Source organism: Calidifontibacillus erzurumensis (genome assembly GCF_013303125.1).
In the GTDB taxonomy this organism is placed as follows: Bacteria; Bacillota; Bacilli; order Bacillales; family Bacillaceae_J; genus Calidifontibacillus; species Calidifontibacillus erzurumensis.
The window spans coordinates 271,915-293,041 of record NZ_JABTTE010000002.1 but is presented as its reverse complement, the minus strand read 5'-3'; the positions used below and the strand labels follow the sequence as shown (position 1 = coordinate 293,041).

Annotated in this window: 18 protein-coding genes; all 18 read right to left on the bottom strand. The window is 37.0% G+C overall.

Annotated features, from left to right (window positions below; translation table 11 throughout):
* Positions 1 to 30: 30 nt before the first annotated feature.
* The gene (gene sigG / locus HR057_RS03305) at positions 31 to 807 is read right to left on the bottom strand and encodes an RNA polymerase sporulation sigma factor SigG (RefSeq protein ID WP_173729976.1); all 777 of its coding nucleotides are present in this window, start codon (positions 805 to 807) and stop codon (positions 31 to 33) included.
* A 96-nt stretch (positions 808 to 903) separates the two neighbouring features.
* Entirely contained in the window at positions 904 to 1,623 is a 720-nt protein-coding gene (sigE, locus tag HR057_RS03300) for an RNA polymerase sporulation sigma factor SigE (protein ID WP_173729975.1), read from the bottom strand.
* 26 nt (positions 1,624 to 1,649) lie between these two features.
* Entirely contained in the window at positions 1,650 to 2,567 is a 918-nt protein-coding gene (gene spoIIGA / locus HR057_RS03295; RefSeq protein WP_173729974.1) for a sigma-E processing peptidase SpoIIGA, read from the bottom strand.
* A 214-nt stretch (positions 2,568 to 2,781) separates the two neighbouring features.
* On the bottom strand, positions 2,782 to 3,933 hold the full coding sequence (gene ftsZ, locus HR057_RS03290) for a cell division protein FtsZ (RefSeq protein ID WP_173729973.1): 1,152 nt from the start codon (positions 3,931 to 3,933) through the stop codon (positions 2,782 to 2,784).
* 40 nt (positions 3,934 to 3,973) lie between these two features.
* Positions 3,974 to 5,254: a cell division protein FtsA gene (ftsA, locus tag HR057_RS03285; protein ID WP_173729972.1), complete on the bottom strand. Its 1,281-nt coding sequence runs from the start codon at positions 5,252 to 5,254 to the stop codon at positions 3,974 to 3,976.
* Between the two features lie 120 nt (positions 5,255 to 5,374).
* On the bottom strand, positions 5,375 to 5,725 hold the full coding sequence (locus tag HR057_RS03280) for a small basic family protein (RefSeq protein ID WP_173729971.1): 351 nt from the start codon (positions 5,723 to 5,725) through the stop codon (positions 5,375 to 5,377).
* A 17-nt stretch (positions 5,726 to 5,742) separates the two neighbouring features.
* Positions 5,743 to 6,471 (bottom strand): DUF881 domain-containing protein, encoded by a 729-nt coding sequence (locus HR057_RS03275; RefSeq protein WP_173729970.1) that lies wholly within the window; start codon positions 6,469 to 6,471, stop codon positions 5,743 to 5,745.
* 27 nt (positions 6,472 to 6,498) lie between these two features.
* Positions 6,499 to 7,200 carry a DUF881 domain-containing protein gene (locus HR057_RS03270; RefSeq protein WP_173730000.1) on the bottom strand — a complete coding sequence of 234 codons (702 nt, stop codon included), beginning with the start codon at positions 7,198 to 7,200 and terminating at the stop codon, positions 6,499 to 6,501.
* A complete protein-coding gene (locus HR057_RS03265; protein ID WP_173729969.1) occupies positions 7,184 to 7,963 on the bottom strand; it encodes a cell division protein FtsQ/DivIB in 780 nt (259 codons plus the stop codon). The genes HR057_RS03270 and HR057_RS03265 overlap by 17 nt, the downstream gene beginning before the upstream one ends.
* A 134-nt stretch (positions 7,964 to 8,097) precedes the next feature.
* Positions 8,098 to 9,015 carry a UDP-N-acetylmuramate dehydrogenase gene (murB, locus tag HR057_RS03260; RefSeq protein ID WP_173729968.1) on the bottom strand — a complete coding sequence of 306 codons (918 nt, stop codon included), beginning with the start codon at positions 9,013 to 9,015 and terminating at the stop codon, positions 8,098 to 8,100.
* Positions 9,016 to 9,114: 99 nt separating this feature from the next.
* Entirely contained in the window at positions 9,115 to 10,215 is a 1,101-nt protein-coding gene (murG, locus tag HR057_RS03255; protein ID WP_173729967.1) for an undecaprenyldiphospho-muramoylpentapeptide beta-N-acetylglucosaminyltransferase, read from the bottom strand.
* Positions 10,216 to 10,341: 126 nt separating this feature from the next.
* The gene (gene spoVE, locus HR057_RS03250; protein ID WP_173729966.1) at positions 10,342 to 11,442 is read right to left on the bottom strand and encodes a stage V sporulation protein E; all 1,101 of its coding nucleotides are present in this window, start codon (positions 11,440 to 11,442) and stop codon (positions 10,342 to 10,344) included.
* Between the two features lie 41 nt (positions 11,443 to 11,483).
* On the bottom strand, positions 11,484 to 12,842 hold the full coding sequence (gene murD, locus HR057_RS03245) for a UDP-N-acetylmuramoyl-L-alanine--D-glutamate ligase (RefSeq protein ID WP_374723329.1): 1,359 nt from the start codon (positions 12,840 to 12,842) through the stop codon (positions 11,484 to 11,486).
* On the bottom strand, positions 12,843 to 13,817 hold the full coding sequence (mraY, locus tag HR057_RS03240; protein ID WP_173729965.1) for a phospho-N-acetylmuramoyl-pentapeptide-transferase: 975 nt from the start codon (positions 13,815 to 13,817) through the stop codon (positions 12,843 to 12,845).
* Positions 13,818 to 13,819: 2 nt separating this feature from the next.
* Positions 13,820 to 15,187 carry a UDP-N-acetylmuramoyl-tripeptide--D-alanyl-D-alanine ligase gene (locus tag HR057_RS03235; protein ID WP_173729964.1) on the bottom strand — a complete coding sequence of 456 codons (1,368 nt, stop codon included), beginning with the start codon at positions 15,185 to 15,187 and terminating at the stop codon, positions 13,820 to 13,822.
* A complete protein-coding gene (locus HR057_RS03230) occupies positions 15,184 to 16,668 on the bottom strand; it encodes a UDP-N-acetylmuramoyl-L-alanyl-D-glutamate--2,6-diaminopimelate ligase (protein WP_173729963.1) in 1,485 nt (494 codons plus the stop codon). The genes HR057_RS03235 and HR057_RS03230 overlap by 4 nt, the downstream gene beginning before the upstream one ends.
* A gap of 154 nt (positions 16,669 to 16,822) precedes the next feature.
* Entirely contained in the window at positions 16,823 to 18,739 is a 1,917-nt protein-coding gene (locus HR057_RS03225) for a stage V sporulation protein D (protein WP_173729962.1), read from the bottom strand.
* Positions 18,740 to 18,847: 108 nt separating this feature from the next.
* Positions 18,848 to 21,115 (bottom strand): penicillin-binding protein, encoded by a 2,268-nt coding sequence (locus HR057_RS03220; protein WP_173729961.1) that lies wholly within the window; start codon positions 21,113 to 21,115, stop codon positions 18,848 to 18,850.
* Positions 21,116 to 21,127: the final 12 nt, after the last annotated feature.

Genomic DNA, 21,127 nt, shown 5'->3' with positions numbered 1-21,127 from the left:
GACTTGCATACTGTGCAAGTCATTTGTTAATCATTGTATATTTTTACCCATTTGTTTAATGGCAGCTTTTTCCAACCTTGATACTTGTGCTTGTGAAATTCCAATCTCCTCAGCAACTTCCATTTGTGTTTTTCCTTGGAAAAATCTTTTGGTCAAGATGAGTTTTTCTCTTTCATTCAGGCGCCTCATTCCTTCTTTCAGAGCAATTTCTTCGATCCATTGCATATCCCTGCTTTTTTCATCGCTTAATTGATCCATCACATAAATTGGATCTCCACCGTCATTGTAAATCGGTTCAAATAAAGAAACCGGATCTTGAATGGCATCTAAAGCAAAGACAATTTCTTCATGGGGAACATTTAGTTCTTTTGCTATCTCTTCTGCAGTTGGCTCTCTTGATGTTAAACTCATTAAACGTTCCCTTACTTGCAACGCTTTATAAGCGATATCTCTTAATGATCTTGATACCCGAATCGGGTTATTGTCTCTTAAATAGCGGCGAATTTCACCAATAATCATAGGCACAGCATAGGTTGAGAATTTCACGTTTTGACTTAAATCAAAATTATCAATTGATTTCATTAAGCCAATACAACCAACTTGAAATAAGTCATCAACATATTCCCCTCTGTTGTTGAAGCGTTGAATTACACTTAGAACGAGGCGCAAATTTCCATTTACAAGTTTTTCTCTTGCGCTCATGTCCCCGTTTTGCATATCTTGGAACAACTTGCGCATTTCTTCGTTATTTAGTACTGGAAGCTTTGATGTGTCTACACCACAGATTTCTACCTTGTTGCGTGTCATTTTTTCCCTCCTAGTTGAGAGGTTGCTGTACAAGTAAAGTATGTCCTCATGAGGGAAATTTATGCATGAAGTTATCTGTGATGTGTAGACAGCGCTTTATACCATTTTATTAAATTCTTTACGTAAACGTTTGATAATTCTTTTTTCGAGACGAGAAATATAGGATTGGGAAATCCCTAGCATATCAGCTACATCTTTTTGAGTTTTTTCTTCTCCTCCTAATAATCCAAATCTTAATTCCATAATTTGTTTTTCACGTTCATTTAATTGTTCCAACGATTTCAACAATAATTTTCTGTCAATACTTGCATCTAAATCTTTTGTAATGATATCTTCTTCTGTTCCAAGAACATCAGATAATAGCAACTCATTGCCATCCCAATCGATGTTGAGCGGTTCATCAAAGGAGACTTCTGCGCGAATTTTATTATTTCTTCGTAAATACATTAATATTTCATTTTCAATGCATCTTGATGCATATGTAGCAAGCTTGATTTTCTTTTCCGGATTAAATGTATTGACTGCTTTTATGAGACCAATCGTCCCAATGCTGATTAAGTCTTCAATATTGATGCCTGTATTTTCAAACTTTCTAGCTATATATACAACGAGCCGTAAATTTCTCTCAATCAAAATCGATTTCGCTGCTTTATCACCACTTGGCAATTGTTTTAATAAATGTTCTTCTTCTTCTTTTGTCAATGGAGGAGGGAGTGCTTCTTTCCCGCCAATATAATAAATTTCATCTGCCTTTAATCCTAGTTTCATTAATAGTTTGTACCATAGTAGAGTCAGCTTAATTTTTATTGTAGCCAATGTTTCCTTCCCCCTAACTTCAATATTTATGCTGATTGATGATTGCTATGAGTGAGCATCCTTGGATGAAGGATGCAATTATAATCCTCAGACGAAGATAAAACAGAATGACTAATACCGATAAAGACTTTTTTTGTTCGTATTTCTTTTTCATTTGTTAAAATACATACTTCATCAGGCCTAATTGCTAATAATAACTGATGATCAGAACCAACCCCGCGAAACGGAATGATTCGAATTCGTTTAGCCCATTTTAAATCAATATTGTCAAAATTAAACGTTTCCAGCTGGTTGATTTGAGTAATGACCGATTGTGGAACACATTCTAATGCTTTTTCGTAATCAAGAATCATAACAGGTGTTTGTGTAATTGGATCATAAAGTTGATTTCCGCTATCAATAAGACCCTTTACTAATATTTTTTTTTCGTTAATGGTAATTTGAACATCAACGATTTGTTCATAATGAATTTTCGTCATTTCGATTTCTTCCATGTTCATCTTTGAAAAATACCAAACAAGTGGAAATCCAACGACTACCGTAATCCAGCTAACCGGATCTCCAAAACCACTCGTCTTTGTTGCTATTACACTTTTAACAATAGCTATATCCGTTTGAAAATAGTAATGTAATCCAAGCATTCCCCCTCCGATCATAAATGTTATAAAGTAAAAGGTTATAAGATTTTTTAAAAAGTAACGAAATTTCAGGAATCCAAATGCCGCATAAACAATAATTATAGAATAGAACAGCTTTCCTACAGGGTGTGCCACAATTGATACGACCGGTGTAAAATAAAACAGAACAATTAGCGAACCAATGAACGCTCCTAAAAGAATCCGCCATTTATTTACTTTTCTTTTTACAACTAGGGATGTTAATAAGAGTAACAGGGCATCAAAAAAAAAGTTTAATAGCCAAATTACATCTAAATAAACGGTCAATAAGTTACCCCTTTCAAAATAGTAATTATTTATTAAAACTCAACTTTGAATCTAGTATATAGCATATGTATTTTTGAAGTCTGTCAGACTATGTCTCCTAACCGATAGAGTTTTTGACATCTTTTTGGAAAAAATGTCGTTTGAAAATAGGTCTGAAATGCAAAAAAAAAAGCATATGCTTTTAAGTGCACATGCTTTCATAATTTTATAGATTTTAACGATTCCTTCTACGATTCCGTAAAAACGTCGGAATATCGAGTGTATCCTCAACATTAATTTGACCAACATGACCTAAATTAGTTTCTTGCTGCTGAACAACCTGTTCTTCTTTACGTGCTATACGGTTTGGTTGAACGCCTAGACGATTGCCAACAGCTGTTGGTCGGATTGCTTGATTCGGTTTATTCGCTGCATTTTCTTTAAAACCAGTAGCAATAACTGTAACGACAATTTCATCTTTTAAATTCTCATTGATAACTGAACCGAAAATCATATTTACTTCTTCATCCGCTGCAGATGCAACGATATCAGCAGCTTCTTGAACTTCATACAAACTTAGGTTTGTTCCGCCTGTGATGTTCATCAACACACCTTGAGCTCCACCAATTGATGTTTCAAGAAGCGGACTGGAAATCGCTTTTTTAGCTGCTTCTGCAGCTCGGTTTTCACCAGTGGCAATACCGATTCCCATGAGTGCAGAACCTTTGTCTGCCATAATTGTTTTTACATCGGCAAAGTCCAAGTTTATAAGCCCAGGTACGGCAATTAAATCTGAAATACCTTGGACACCTTGTCGAAGAACATTGTCTGCCTCACGGAATGCTTCCAACATCGGTGTGTTTTTGTCAACAATTTCCAATAATCGGTCATTTGGAATAACAATTAAAGTGTCGACATTTTCTTTAAAAGCTGCAATCCCGCTTGCAGCTTGTGTTGCACGTTTTCGCCCTTCAAACGTAAATGGGCGAGTAACAACTCCTACTGTTAATGCTCCAAGTTCTTTTGAAATTTGTGCAATAACCGGCGCAGCTCCTGTACCGGTACCACCGCCCATTCCGGCTGTAACGAAAACCATATCAGCACCCTTGAGTGCTTCTTCAATTTGTTCCCGGCTTTCTTCGGCCGCTTTTCTTCCTACTTCCGGATTCGCACCCGCTCCAAGACCTCTCGTAAGTTTTGCTCCTATTTGAAGTTTTATTTCAGCTTTTGAAAGTTTTAAAGCTTGAGCATCTGTGTTAACAGCGATAAATTCAACCCCTTGTACACCATGCTCAATCATTCGGTTTACAGCGTTGCTACCGCCGCCGCCGACGCCAATAACCTTTATGGTAGCTAATTGATCTATCTGTGTATCAAATTGCAACATTACAAAATCCTCCTATATATCCAAATTGCCATCCTAATTCTCATTCAAAAAAGGATTTAAATAATTCTTTCGCTTTTTTCATGACATCAGTATTATTTTTCTTTGGCTTTTTAACGACTTGTTGTTGTTGTTTTTTCTGCGGCCGGTCAGAATCATGATTTGAAACAGCGGCGGCAACCTCAGCACCTTGAAGTTTTGCATTTCGATATGCGTATTGAATCAAGCCGACACTCGTTGTATATATAGGATCCCGAACGCCAATATAATCAGGTTTAGCAATTCGTAGATTATGTTGGAGGACAAGTTGTGCCAGCTCCAACAACCCCGGCATATTTGCAACTCCACCGGTGAAAACATAACCTCCAGGCAAATCCCGATAACCGAGTTTTTTTACGGTTTCCTGAACCATTAGAAGGATTTCTTCTAATCTAGCTTCTATTATATCAGAAAGATCAAGCTGGCTATATTGTTCCATACGATTGCTTCCGATAACAGGTATTGAAAAAATCTCATCTTCTGAAGCATGATCATAAAATGCATACCCATGCTTTACTTTTATTTTTTCTGCTTCCTCTGTAGATGTACGTAAACCAATTGCAATATCATTTGTAATATGGTCTCCGCCTACTGGTAAGACGGTTGTTACTTTCAAATGACCATGTTCAAAAATTGATACTGTCGTTTGTCCTCCGCCTATATCTACAAGAGCAACGCCAATATTTTTTTCATCTCTTGATAAGGCAATCGCACCAGTTGCCAAAGGCTGTAGACAAATATCAGTTATATGAAGACCTGCTTTTTCTACACACCGTAGCAAGTTATGTAAAATCGTTCTCGATCCGGTCACGATCGTTCCTTCTACTTCTAAACGAACGCCAATCATCCCACGGGGATCGTTAATTCCTTCCAATCCATCGACAATAAATTGGTGTGGAACAACTCCGATGATTTCCCTTTCAGGAGGAATCGACATGACTTGAGCGGCATCAATGACTCGCACGATATCTTCATAACTGATTTCACGATTTTCACTAGAAACTGCAACTACACCATGGCAGGGGATAAGCTGGACATGATTTCCTGCAACACCTACTACCACGTGGTCAATATTCATTCCAACCATTCTTTCAGCTTGATCAACAGCTTTTCGAATCGATTGTACAGTTTCATCTATATCAACAATTGAACCTTTTTTTATACCTTCAGATTTTACATTTCCTACACCGATAATGTTTAAAGAATCGTTCAATACTTCCGCAATGATTACCTTAACATTGGATGTACCGATGTCCAAACTAACAATTATTTCACTGTTGTTCATACTTTGGCACCTCCTTTTAGAGTAATAGTTTCATAAATTTTATTTTTTCATAAATTTGGTTAACATTAAAAATATTCAACATGAACAGCAGTTTCCCTTTAAAATCAATCAATATTTTTTCTACTTTTCTCGCGATGTTGACCATTTTGACAAAAGTATTCGTCGAATCACCGCTATGTTTTGGAATAAACGTACTCCAAAGGCAAAAACTGCGGCTAAGTATAAGTCTACACCAAGATGGACACCTAGAAAAGATAAACTTGCGGCAAGTAAAATATTGGAGAAAAATCCAGTTACAAACACTTTATCATCATAAGTATTTTGCAAATGGGCCCTGATTCCTCCAAATAACGTATCAATAGCTGCTAAAACTGCTATGGAAAGATAACTGGAGTATTCATTTGGAATTCTAATATCTGTTAATAATCCTAAAAATATACCAATAATTAATCCTAATACTGGTAACCACATGTATAGTTCCCCTTTACCTAGCTCATCTCATTCCCTTTATTCGCAGATTCAACTGGTTTCATGTACGTATTTCTTATAACTTCATCATAAGCAGGTAAAATAACCTCTTCTTGTAAAGTCGATGTTAACTCCAAGCTCTCTAAAGCAAAAAACTCATCAACGAGTTGCGAAACTTGCATTTGATTATGCAGCTTTTCCGCATTCTCAGCAATGACTTTTACTTCGATTGGAAAAGGACCTAACGGTGTGTTGTTTATATAAGTTTGCCCATTAACATCGCGAATTGGCGTTGTTACAATGATCCTTTCATTATCGATGGCAACAGCCAACGCTTTATATCGGAATAATTCATTAACTAAGCGAATAAGCAACTCTGGAGGAACAGAGTGATAAGGCTCACCTATTAATGATTGTGTAAAGGATGGTTGAATCGTTAAAATAATTCCTGGTCCTTTCACTTCAGTCAGGCCAATTTTCTCCTTCAATTCTTCCAATTGTTTCGTAATTCCCTCATATTTTTTATTATAAGCTGCCTCTTCATATTTCCTGAGCACTTCATCTTTTGCACGGATCTCTTTATATAATTCTGAAATTAACCGTTGTTCATGTTCAATATCTTCGCGGATTTCCCAAATATCTCTCGTATCCCGTTCAATCGGTTCTCTAATTGTTTGAAATTGAACAGCTAACATGAACCCCAATATTATCGTGATGATTGTGAGCGTGCCTTTGCGTTTATTACTCATAAACTCACCCTTCAAACAAGCAAACATTTAATCTTCGGTTACACCAAAGTATGGCTCAAAAATTAATTCATTTTTCTTTTCAATTTTTACTTCGATATTTTCCATCACAAGTTGATCTCTCACTCCATGCAATATCGTCAAAGCACTATATAACACTTCGGGATCACCAATAGCAGAAATGATGAATGGGGCGCTATGTTCATGCCCGTCAACGCTAATGACAGGACCAATGCAAGCAATATAGCTATTTTGGACAAGTCTTTGACCATTTATAGCTATCGCTTTTGCACCAGCGGTTAGAAGCTCATTAATGACTTTATGTACATGACCTTCGTGGACAATATAATTATTAGCATTATCTACAGCTTTCACATAAGAAGCATCTGATAAAGTGACTTCAACACCTGGACCTTTAACCTTCACTTCACCTGCGAACATTCTTAATTTTTCTACATCTTCCAGTAATGTTTTAAACGATTTTTCCTGATTGGCTAATTCTGCTTCAATTTCACGAATGCTTTGTTGTTTTTCTACCAGTTCTTGTTGAAGCCTCTTTGTTGTTTCTTCTAGTCTGATCAGTTTTTCCCGAAGCTCATATTCCCGTTGCCATTGTTTTCCTTCGACGATCGTCCCTGACTGTTTATTTGTCAATTGATAGGAGAATGAAATTAAAAATCCAAGTACAAGTGCTACTAAAGAGAGAATTGCATATTTACCGTTCACTCTCAATTTCTTCATCTCCTGACTTCCCGTAAGCTTCGAAATAAGAGCCGACCTCAAGGTGAATAATACCAGCTTGTCCTTTCGGCAAATGTTCAATGATCATTGGATAATTTTTTATTTTGTTGGCGAAATCACGAATCGTTGCACTCACCTCATGGCCATCGTTCATAAAAAGGGTGATATGAAGAGGATCTGCTTTTTCAGGAGTCAGATGAATTTCGGAAATACGATTTAAAATACTCGGTGGAACAAGTCGAAGCTCAGCAGCCATTTCTTGAAGTTCCTCACTTTGATCCCAGTTCATTAAGTAAGGTGCGTCTACAGGTATATTTTCGAGCTTGTCCTTTTTTAAGATTTTTCCCGTTTCTAATATCGGAAAATAGTGTGTCCCTTTTATTAAATAAGCAACCCTTTCATATTCTTTTACAACGATTTGTATTTCATTTGGAAATTTCCTTGTCACTTTTACTGAGGAAATTTCCTCATGTTCCTTTACTTTTTTTGTAATATCATCAAGATCAATTTTCCAAAAGTTTGTGCCTATTTGAAGACCGCTTAGTTTAATAATTTCATTTGAGCGAACATGAATATTTCCGGACACTTGAATGGATTGCACTTTGCTTAAAGGAGATTGGAAATAAATTATAATTAACATAAGTACAAAAAATAACGAAATATATAAAATAAATCTCCTATTTGCTTTTTGCCTTCGCATTTGTTTTAGTTTAGGAATTCGATCTTCGATGGCAATAACTTTGTTATTCGACATTCCAGTTCCCCCTAGCGTGAAATAACCTTCACACTAAAACAAGATAAACGGCACAAAAAATATGCCGTTTCTATTGGTTATAAACAATAAATGTATAGTAGTATTATTATAACAAAGTTTATCCATTTTTGTTATTAATTCTGCTTAAGTTTTCCAATAAATTCTACTTCTGTTTCTAAACGAATAGAAAATTTTTCAAAAATGACATCTTGGATATATTTTATTAATTGAATAACATCATTCGCTGTTGCGTTTCCAGTATTTACAATAAAATTCCCATGAAGTTCAGAAACTTTTGCCCCGCCTATTTTATATCCTTTTAGCCCAGCTTTTTCAATGAGTTGACCAGCATAATTTGGTAAAGGATTGCGAAAAATACTCCCGGCACATGGATAATTCCATGGTTGTGTTTCACGACGATAATCTTTATTTTTTTGCATCTCTTTTACAATCGTTTCACGGTCACCGGCCCTAAGTTGAAAAACTGCTTCAACTACAACGCCCGGTCTTTCTTTCTGCAAAACAGAAGTACGGTATGAATATTTCATATCAGTATTGGAAAGCCATTCACAACTACCATCACGAAATACTACAAGCGCCTTTTCAAGAATTTTTGAAATATCCGAACCATGTGCGCCTGCATTCATATAGACAGCTCCGCCAACAGATCCTGGAATGCCCCCAGCAAATTCCAATCCAGATAACCCTTTTTTGCTAATTGTAGTTGCCAGTGAGACTAATGAGTATCCTCCGCCTACCCGTACTTTCGTTCCTTCTACTTCTAAATGGTCTAATCCTTCACCAATCTTCATTACCACCCCGCGAATTCCTTCATCAGGAACAAGTATGTTTGACCCGCGGCCAATCGTGGTCATCAACGCCCCTTCTTCATTAACTATTTTTATCGTATTTATTACACCATCTATACCTACTGGTTCAATAAAAATATCCGCAGGGCCACCAATCTTCATTGTTGTATGATTTTTTAAAGGCTCGTTTTCTAATACTTTCCCAACATTTGCTTCCTTAAGCTTTTTTAATAATCTTTCCATGATGTCCTCCTCACAATCCTCAATCCAATTAGCAAAAACAGGTATTTCACCGGTAACACAGTATTGCCATAGTAATATACACTATGCAATAGGACCGTCTCATGTACGCTTGTTAACTAATTGTTTCGTTAATTGATAAAGATTTTTTGCAGCAAGGGGAATTCCAAGCTTTTCTGAAGAACGTTTCATGTCAAGGAGCAACTTTTCATCTAACAAAATGCGATCAATATCATCAAGAAGAACATTTCCATTCATTTCTTTTTCTAAACGAACGATTGCTGCACCTTTATCACCTAGGGCTCTTGCATTTTTTTCTTGGTGATTGTTTGTTACATATGGACTTGGAATCAAAATGCTAGGTAAACCAAGTGCAGTGATTTCTGCTAAAGTTGTTGCACCCGCTCTTGCGACAATCAAATCAACTGCAGACAATACTTCTGGCATGTTATGGATAAATGGCTTTATGATTACATTTCTTGGATTACCAAACTTCTGAACCTCGCGTAATACATCTTGATAATGAACTTCTCCAGTAACATACAGCACTTGGTAGTTTTTGCTGCCCACTTTTGGTAAAACTTCTAGGAAAGCATCGTTGATCGGCTTTGCCCCTCTGCTCCCTCCAACTATTAGTACAATTTTTTTGTCTTCATCAAGACCTAATGATTGTTTGCCTTTTGAGCGGTCATTTCCAAGAACTTCCGTTGCCCTTGGATTGCCAGTTAATACCGTTTTTTCTTTCGGAAAATACGAGCTAGCTTCCTCAAATGAAATAGCTATTTTATCAACATACCTGCTCAGAAACTTATTCGTTAAACCGGGAATGCTATTTTGTTCATGGATAATTGTCGGTATCTTTAACTTAGCAGCTGCGTATACGACCGGTCCACAAACATATCCTCCCGTGCCAATTACGACATCTGGCTGAAATTCTTTAATATACTTTTTACTTAAAGCTGTACCTTTTATAAATCGAATGATCGTTTTTACATTTTCAAATGAAATTTTTCTTTTGAATCCTGTAATTTCAATTGACTTAAATGGAATATTTTCGCGTTCTACGATCGCTTTTTCCAATCCTTTTTCAGTTCCAATATATAAAACTTGTGCATCTGGTTCATGTTTTTTAACTTCTTTTATAAATGCAATAGCTGGATAAATATGGCCACCAGTGCCTCCACCGCTGACAATGATTTTCATGGCAGAACCCCCTGTATGAAATAAGGCTGCCTCATATTGTGTCCGATAATAAATGGCAGACACTAGAAGGCAGCTTCCAATCTACTTTATTACAACGAATTACAAATCAATTGTCAATAAATTTTCTTAATATCTTGCATAGCGGCTGATGTTTAATAAAATACCGACAGCCATTAACATAAGCGTCAGCGATGAACCACCGTAACTTAAAAATGGCAACGTAATTCCTGTGACCGGAATGAGGCCAGTTACAACACCGATATTTATTATAACTTGAATGGCAATCATCGCAATAATGCCGATTCCTAAAAAGCTGCCAAATAAATCAGGAGCACCAAGGGCAATTCTAACACCCCGCCAGAGAAGTAGGCTAAACAATAATATGACAAAAGTCCCTCCGATAAATCCAAGCTCCTCCGCTAAAATAGAAAAGATAAAATCAGTTTGTGGCTCGGGTAAGTAGTAGTGCTTTTGTCTACTCTGCCCAAGACCAATTCCAAAAAGACCTCCAGGACCGATTGCATATAACGACTGGATAATTTGAAAACCGCTTCCTAAAGGATCTTGCCATGGATCAAGGAATGCTGTTATACGCTTGATTCGGTAAGGTGCTGAAAGGATTAAAGCAACAAAACCGATTACGCCTAACAAGCCAAGCCCAATAAAATGACTGATTTTTGCACCTGCAACATAAATCATAACAAGGCACGTGCCTACCAGTACGACACCTGTTCCTAAATCTGGCTGAAGCATAATTAAGCCAAAAGCTAAAAAAACTAATGATAACGAAGGAATTAAACCTTTTCGAAAAGAGGTGACCAATTTCTGGTTTTCTGATAAAAATTTAGCTAAAAAGGCAATCATCGCAATTTTCATAAACTCAGATGGTTGGATCGAAAAAGCGCCTATTCCAAGCCAGCTCCTAGCACCGCCGCGCACAAGTCCCACACCAGGAATAAGTACAATGATAAGCAAAGCAAAACAAGTAAGTAAAAGTACTTTTGACCATGAACGCCATGTCCAATAATCAACATTCATAATTGCAAACATGGCAATAACACCAACACCTGCAAATAACAATTGCCTTTTTGCAAAAAAGAAAGAATCATTAAACCGGAAATTTGCCCAAACCGCGCTTGCACTATAAACCATTATCATTCCGATAGCCAATAACGCAAGCGCAGTAAGAATAAGTATAAAATCAGGCGTAGATTTATTCGTTTGCAACTGGCCACACCTCAAATCTTTTTCATGCAAGAAGTTTCGGACTAGTCTACTTTAAGTTTATGCACTAAATTTACAAACATGTCTCCCCGTTCTTCAAATGTTTTAAACTGGTCCCAACTTGCACAAGCTGGTGATAAAAGAATGACATCTCCTTCATCAGATAAGTCATAAGCGAGTTTTACCGCCTGTTCTAAATTATCGACATGTTTCATGAGGTGTAGTCCTGCTTTTTTGGCCGCATCCAAAATTTTTTCAGCCGTTTGACCGAATGTGATTATTCCTTTTAATTTTTTTAAGCTAGGAATTAATTCATCAAAGCTATTCCCTCTATCAAGTCCTCCTGCCAATAAAATCGTCGGCTCAGAAAATGCATCAATCGCTTTTTGCGTTGCTAAAATGTTTGTTGCCTTTGAATCATTATAAAATTTCCGTCCTTGTATTGTTTCCACATATTGGAGCCTATGTTCAACCCCAGTGAAAGTTGTAAGCACTTTATTTATAGCTTCATTGGATGCACCATAGAGTTTCACAGCGCTTATGGCTGCTAAAATATTTTCGAGATTATGCTTTCCAGGTAATACAATATCTGCCGTATGAATAATCGGTTCGCCTTTGAAATAAATAGTTCCGTCTTTTATACAAGTTCCATTTTCTAATAATTGTTTCAAAGAAAAAGGAACGAGCGTTGCTTTTATATTTTTTGCAATCTCCATTACGAAAGAATCATCGGCATTGACAACGGCAAAATCTTTTTCATTTTGATTTTTAAAAATATTTGCTTTTGCTTGGGCATAAGCTTCTTTCGTACCGTGATAATCTAAATGTGCATTAAAAATGTTTAACAATACGGAAATTTTGGGCTTAAACATATTTGTACCCATGAGCTGAAAAGAAGAAAGTTCCATGACAATCACTTCTTCTTTTTTAGCTTTTGAAGCCACTTCACAAGCAACTGTGCCAATATTTCCTGCAATTAGAGGACTTTTTGCTGCAGTTTTTAAAATTTCATAAATTAATGTAGTCGTCGTTGTCTTGCCATTTGAACCTGTAATGCCGATAATATCCGCATCAGATATCAGGTAAGCAATTTCCACTTCAGTAATGATCGGAATTTTCTTTTCCATTGCTCTTTGTAGTATCAGATTTGAATATGGAATACCCGGATTTTTTACTACAATATCGAAATGGCGGTCCATTAATGATTCTGGATGTCCACCTGTAATAACCTCAATATCTAAATTGAGAAGCTCTTTTACTTCCGGGCTGTCATCAGTACTTTTTTTATCATTGACTGTAACGTAAGCACCCATTTTTTGCAGTAACTTTGCAGCGGCAAATCCGCTTTTTGCAAGTCCCAAAACTAATACGTGTTTCCCTTTAAACTCTGTTTTCATTTTCAATTAAATCCACACCTCTAAATAAATTCCTATACAAGCAAATAACAGCCCAATAAACCAAAATGTTGTGACAACGCGCCATTCTGACCAGCCAAGCAATTCATAATGGTGGTGTAATGGACTCATTCTAAATACTCGTCTTCCGGTCGTTTTAAAAGAAATGACTTGAATGATTACCGATAGGGTTTCAATAACGAAAACACCACCAATAATTACAAGTAATACTTCATGTTTTAATAGAATGGCTACAGCTGCAATCGCACCACCTAATGCTAAAGATCCCGTATCCCCCATAAACACTTTTGCGGGATGGGCATTAAAAACTAAAAAGCCTAATACGGAACCTACTACAGCAATGGAAAATAGAGCAATTTCATATTGGGACGAATGCCAAGCTAAAATCGCAAAAGCACCAAAGGCTATCGCTGCTGTTCCAGCCAATAAGCCGTCCAGACCATCTGTAAGATTGACTGCATTGGATGCTCCTACAAGGATAAAAAAGAGCATAATAATATACAGCCAACCAATATCAATCGAAAAGTGCGTCCCCGGAATATTGATATATGTAGAAAAACCCATTTTATTTAAAAAGTAAAAGAAAATGATAGCAACAATTAGCTGTCCTACTAGCTTTTGTTTTGATGTTAAGCCAAGGTTTCTTTTCATGACCACTTTAATAAAATCATCAAGAAAGCCTATGATCCCATAACCAATCGTTACAAACAAAAGCAAAAATGTAACCATTGTCGGGGATTGAAATTTACTCGTCATGACGATGGTTGTAACAACTATTGAAAGAATAATCATAATTCCACCCATCGTCGGTGTACCTGATTTCTTTTGATGTGATTTCGGACCTTCCTCGCGAATGCTTTGCCCAAATTTTAAACGTCTTAAAAAGGGTATAAGAATGGGTGATAATAAAGAAGCGATTAGAAAAGCCATCACAAGCGTCATTAATATGCTCTTTTCAAGCACCTCTAATCCTCCTTTCTACAAGCATCAACTAAAAATTCAAGCTTAGCTCCCCTTGATGCTTTAAAAAGAATTACAACGTCTTTAGATAATAACTCAATAATAAAAGGAAGCGCTTCTTCCTTTCTTAAAAAGCTGTATACTGAAATAGAAGTTCCACGTTTTCGAACTTCATCAGAAATCCAGCTGGCTTTTTCACCTACAGTAATTAAATCAGTAATTGGCGGAGTGATCTTTTCAGCTACACTTCGGTGAAGTTCTTCTTCATTGGCCCCTAGTTCAAACATATCACCCAAAACAACTACTTTTCGGCTGTACTCATCAAAATCTTTAATCGTTTCAACCGCAGCCTTCATTGAAGTCGGGCTGGCATTATACGCATCATTAATAATCAATGCTCCGTTTTTTCCTTCTGCTTGCTCAAGCCGCATACCAGTGAGCTTAATTTCTTTCAGTCCAGTTTTTATTTGTTCTTCAGATAGACCTAACGTGCGTCCGACAGCTATTGCATAACTTGCATTTTTCACATTATGGCGCCCTAATAGAGGAAGCTCATATTTTTCCCCGTTAATTTGGAAAAAATGGCTTCCCACTTCAAATTGCACGTTACGGATGACAAGGTCATTGTCTTCATTAAAACCGCAGCGGATAACAGCGATATGGTTAGGTATCCCTTGAAGTAAAGGTTCGTCTCCATCAACAATTAACTTGCCATTAGAACGAAGGCCTTCGATCATTTCAAGCTTTGCTTTCGCTATGCCTGTGCGATCCCCTAAAAACTCAATATGTGCTTCGCCAATATTTGTAATGACAGCAATGTCCGGTTCGGCAATTTTGCTTAATAAAGCAATTTCACCAAAGTTGTTCATCCCCATTTCTAATATAACTACTTCGGTTTCTTCTGGCATTGTTAATATTGTCAGTGGCAAGCCAATATGATTATTGAAATTCCCCTTTGTTTGATGGGTTTTAAAATTCGTTTGCAAAACGGAAGATACTAAATCCTTCGTTGTTGTTTTCCCGTTAGAACCAGTAATACCGATGACAATCGGCTTTATCTTTTGTAAGTAATATTTTGCAAGCGTCTGTAAAGCAGCCGTCGTATCTTTAACAATATATAAAGGAAAATCATTCGGCAAAAAAGAAGGACGTTCTTTATCTTCCTGCCAAAAACTGGCGATAGCTCCATGATTGATCGCATCTTTTAAAAATTCATGCCCATCAAAACGTTCGCCAACGATTGGAACAAACAGCCCTTTTCTAGCATATTTTCGGCTGTCTGTCATTACTTCTTCGATAATTAGCAGCTCCTCTTTTGCTGCTCCCAAGTTTTCAGGAAAAATATTTGAAATCTCCGCCAATGAAAGTTTCATCGACCTCGCTCCTTTATCGCGTTTCTTGCCACTTCGCGATCATCAAAATCAAACATTTCTTTTCCAATAATTTGATACGTCTCATGACCTTTTCCTGCAATTAGGATGACATCATCTTTTTGTGCATTTTTCACAGCATAGGAAATGGCATCTTTTCGATCAACAAATATTATGTAATTATCCTTTTCTCCAGCAACTCCTGCTTCCATATCTTTCAAAATTTGAACAGGGTCTTCTGTTCTTGGGTTATCAGAGGTAAAAATTGCTAAATCACTATAATTTGCCGCAATTTTAGCCATGATTGGACGTTTCGTTCTGTCGCGGTCGCCACCGCAGCCAACAACGACATACACCTTCCCTTTAGCAAATTGCTTCACAGTCGTTAACGCGTTTTCCAAACTGTCAGGTGTATGTGAATAGTCGACTATTACAGTAAAATCTTGGCCCTCATTGACTAATTCAAATCGTCCAGCAACCCCTTTGATTTTCTCGACAGTTTCGATAATTACCTTGAGCGGAATATTAGCTGCAATGGCAGTTGTTACAGCAGCCAAAACATTATATACGCTAAACTTGCCTAAAAGTTTGATCGATACATTTTCTTCGCCAATTGGAGTAGTTAATGTAAACGACGTTCCTTGTTTATCCATTTTAATATTTGTTGCTCTTACATCACTATCTTTATCAATTCCATAAGTCAAAATATGTGCTCCCGCTGTAATTTTTTTATACATTTCGGAAGCAGGATCATCATTATTTAAAATTGCAAACTTTGGTTTTTGATAGTCAATTGAATTGCCTAATTGAGCAAACAGCAAACCTTTAGCTTTTGCATATTCCTCCATCGTTTGATGATAATCTAAATGATCTTGTGTTAAATTTGTAAACACGGCAATATCATAATCGCAACCACGTACGCGGCCCATATCAAGCGCATGGGATGAGACTTCCATAATCGCTGTCGAAACATGATTTTGAACCATTTCATGAAAAGTTTTTTGCAAAACTAATGATTCTGGTGTCGTATTTTTTACATCATATTTTTGGTCGCCAATTTTAATATACATTGTTCCAATTAGACCAGTTTTCTCCCCGTTTGTTTTAAATATCTCTTCAATGATATGAGTTGTCGTCGTTTTACCGTTTGTTCCTGTAACACCGATCAACCGCAGTTTTTTCGTAGGTTGACCATAAAAATAATCAGCCAATTGTGCTAATACTCTTTTTGTATCGCTGACAATTATATATGGAATGGCAGGATCAATATTATCGATTTTCTTTTCAGCAATAATGGCACTTGCACCATTTTTAATTGCTTGGGAAACAAAGTCATGTCCATCGACGGTATACCCTTTTATACAAACAAATAAACTGCCTTTTACCACCTGCCTTGAATCCATTTCAATAGATGTAATTTGCGGATTTCCATTATGTATTTGTTGAAAATGAGGTAAACAGGCAAGTAAATTCTTTAATTCCATGTTGGATTTCCTTTCTATTAAAAGTTAATAGTTATCATAATAAAATATAAAATCACTTTACCCATTATAGCAAAAGAAAGGTTGTCTGAAATATATGTTTTAAAAAAAATGGCAAGCGCCTAGCATTTCCTTTGGCTAGGCGCTTCCGCTATTCTTATTCTCCACCCAGTAATATGCGGATTGTCGCACCAGATTCAACTTTTTCTCCAGGTTCTGGTGTTTGGTCAATGACAATAGGTCCTTCACCGCTCTTTTCTATTTTTAAATCGACTAAGTATTTGTGCAACTCACTCGTTTTTAATCCAACGATGTTTGGAACTTCCACCATCACCGGATCTGGCCACGTATACTCTTTCGGAATTTGCCCGGTACGTTTCTTCACACCAAGCGCCCGTAAACTATCTTCCAAAATATTTCCTACAATCGGTGCAGCAACAACTCCACCAAATTGAATCGTATCTTTCGGGTTATCAATAGCCGTATAAACGACGATTTTAGGATCATCGGCTGGTGCAAAACCTATAAAAGAGACGATATGGTTATTTTCCATATAGCGTCCATCTTTAACTTTTTGGGCTGTACCTGTTTTTCCACCGACTCGATACCCATCAACAAACGCACCCTTACCAGTCCCTTTGGCAACAACACTTTCTAATGCATAGCGAACTTGTTTCGATGTTTCTTCAGAAATAACCCTTCTCTTCATAACTGGCGTATTGCGGCTTATTACTTCACCTGTAATAGGATCAATCCACTCTTTAGCAATATATGGCTGATAGAGATAACCACCATTGACTGCTGCCGCAACCGCAGCAACTTGTTGAATTGGAGTAACAGAAACACCTTGGCCAAATGCAGTTGTTGCTAATTCAACTGGACCTACTCGATCTAATTTAAAGAGAATTCCTGTACCTTCTCCTTGCAAGTCGATTCCAGTTTTTTGTCCAAAACCGAAATCTTTAATGTATTGAAATAAACGATCCTTTCCTAACTTTTGGCCTAAATTCACAAAACCAGGGTTACAGGAATTTTGTACAACTTCCAAGTACGTTTGAGATCCATGTCCCCCCCTTTTCCAACAATGCAATGTAGCCCCTTCCACTTTAATGGCACCTGGGTCATTAAAATGGTCTTTATCAAGATCAACTAATTTTTCCTCTAATGCTGCGGCAAGGGTTATTATTTTAAAAGTCGAACCTGGTTCATATGTCATCCATACCGGCAAGTTGCGATTGTATACTTCTGGAGGTACACTTTGATAATCTTCTGGATTAAAGTTCGGCCTTGATGACATACCAAGAATTTCCCCAGTATTCGGATCCATTGCAATTGCAATCGCTCCATCTGGATGATAAGTTGCTTCAGCAATATCCAATTCTCTCTCAATGATCGTTTGGATACGGGAATCAATGGTCAGTTTCATATTTAAACCATCTATTGGTGGACTGTATTGGTCCGTTGAATTCGGCAGCTTTCTCCCTTTCGCATCGGCTATGTATGAGATATGGCCGCGAGAGCCTTTTAACTTATCATCATAATAGAGCTCAAGTCCCATAAGCCCTTGATTATCAATCCCAGTAAAACCTAATACATGGGATAAATAGCTCCCATAAGGATAATGCCTTTTTGAATCCTCAGCTATATAAACTCCTTTTAAATTAAGTGCACGAATTTCATTTGCCTTTTCATTAGAAATTTTCCTTCCTTCTGGAATGCGCTCATTTAAGGAGTTTTTCGTTAGAATTCGATATATTTTTTCTTCCGGTGCATCCAAAACAGCTGCAAGCTTTTTTGCAGTTTCTGCAGGATTTTCAATTTGCCTTGGAATGACATAAACCGTTGGAGCGCTGACATTTGTTGCTAAAGGAATGCCATTGCGGTCAAGAATTTCTCCTCTTTTAGGCTCAAAAGGAATATTTCTCCCCCATGAATCCATTGCTTTTTCACTTAACCAATCGCCGATCACAAGCTGCACATAGCCTAGCCTAACATCTATTATGAAAAAAAGTAGTAAACCGACCATGAGAACTGTTACTAATCGTTTCCGCACCGTAACATTTGAAACTCTCAAACCGCTGAACCTCCTTGATATAGCTTGGTTCATCTTATGCTTGTACGGAAACGATTAGAACTTATTGCGCTTATTCATCTTAAGATGTGCTCTTTCTTAACTATTTTATTAATCGCGGATCAGACCATTTAATTGTTGATACAGTTGTTCATCATCTTTATTTTTGAATTTAATTTCTTCATCTTTTACCTCTTCTTCTACTGGGACTTCTTGCGGATTAGGCGGCAGTAACTCGACAACTAAATAATCGTTTTCTTTTAACTCAGATCCTGCTTCAATACTCTGTTTGTTCAAATAACCGCTGCCAATAATGTTTAACTTTAAATGAGCCATTTGTGCAATCTTTGTAACATCCCTAAGCGCCCAACCTGATAAATCTGGCATTTTCATTTTACCGTCCGCCTTTAAAATGATTTTTTCGTTAGGTAATACTTTTGTTCCTGGCATCGGAATTTGCTGCTTAATCTTACCAGTTTCATTGATTTTAATAATAGATAATCCTAGTTTTTCAAGTTCTTTTTCCGCTTCATTTACAGGTAAACCGACGACATTTGGCAATTGTATTCCTTCTTTACTAACCGGCTTTTCTGTTTCGCTTTTTTCAGACGGTGCAATATTTAAATAATGAAGGCTGTTTTTGGCAACTGTTTTAAATATATAGCTAACTGGGGCTGAACCAAGTTCAGTTGGTTCTAGCTTCGGCCGTTTGACAGAAACATATACGATCAATTTTGGATCATCTTTTGGGACAAAACCTAGAAATGAAAAAATATTATTGCCATGACCAGTCAAATATTTGCCGGTTTTAGGATCAGGAATCTGCGCTGTTCCAGTTTTTCCAGCAATTTTATATCCTTCGATCGCATACGGTTTCCCTGTTCCTGCTTCCGATGAAACAACCGTTTCTAAAATATTTAATACTTGCTGTGCTGTATCTTTTTTGATAGGTTCATTCACTACCGTCGGATTTTGCTCTTTTATGACTTCTCCTGTTTTTGGATCAACAATTTTTTTAATTATATACGGTTTCAGCATTTTACCTCCATTTGTAATTGCCGTTGCTGCCTGAATTTGTTGGATCGGCGTAACTGTAGTCCCTTGGCCGAAAGCTGTTGTAATTTTTTCAATCGGATATCGGAACAAAATATTTCCTGCAACTTCATAAGGCAAATCTATTCCCGTTTTTTGGTCAAAATGAAATCTTTGCAAATAATCAAAGAATCGATCTGTACCGAGTTTTTCGTTGACAATTTTCGCAAAAGCAACATTGGAAGATCGTTGAACACCCTCTAAGTAGGTAATCGTTCCCCATCCAGAACGATTATGGTCCCTGATCGCTTTTACTTTGTCTGATATCCTGTACGATCCTGACTTAAATGTCTCATTTGGATTAAAAACTCCAGCATCTATTGCAGCTGCAAGTGTAAATACTTTCATTGTCGATCCTGGTTCATAGCGGGATGAAATAGCTTCGTTCATATAATTCGAAATTTCTCGCGTATTTGGGTCGAAACTTGGCCTCGTTCCCATTGCCAATATTTCACCCGTTTTTGCATTAGCAACAATACCTATTATATTTTCCGGCTCATACTCTTTTTCGACATAATTCAATGCCCCTTCTAAAAATGTTTGGATTTTTTGATCTATGGTTAAATAGACATCCTTGCCATTTTCTGGAGGTATTATCATTTCTTTTGGATCAGGAAGTTTAATGCCACGGCGGTCGCTTTGATAGGTAATGCGGCCATCTTTTCCTTGCAATAAATCATCAAACGTTTTTTCAATCCCCATTTTTCCAACTAACTTTCCATTTTCATCAAGTTGAGCAAAACCGATCACATGTGAAGCAAAAATACCGTTTGGATATAAACGTTTTTTCTCACGTTTAAAATAAATTCCAGGGATATTTAACTCTTTTATTTTTTCCATTAATTGATGGTTAATATTTCTTCCTTTTGGACCTAGTTCAACTTGAAATAGATTCGGTTTAGAAGGTGTTAATCTTCTCTCAATCTCTGAAACTTCCATATTCAGTAACGGTGCAAGCTTCTTGGCTGCATCACGGGCATCTACAATATGAAGAGGTGTTTTTGAATTTTTTGAATAATTTTCATCAACTACTGCGTAAAGTGTATATGTAGGCACATCTTTGGCAATTGATTCCCCATTTCGATCTAAAATTTGTCCTCGGGATGCTTCAATTGTCCGTTCTTTTTCCCACTTATCTACCGCAAGTACCGTCAAATCATGCCCATCCACTTCTTTAGCCGTCTGTAAATAAAGAAACCGTCCTGCTAAAATAAAAAAGAGCAGGACAAAAAATAACGAAAGAATCCTCGCTCCAATTTTAATATGTACATTTTTCCCTTTGCTCATTGTTCCACCACA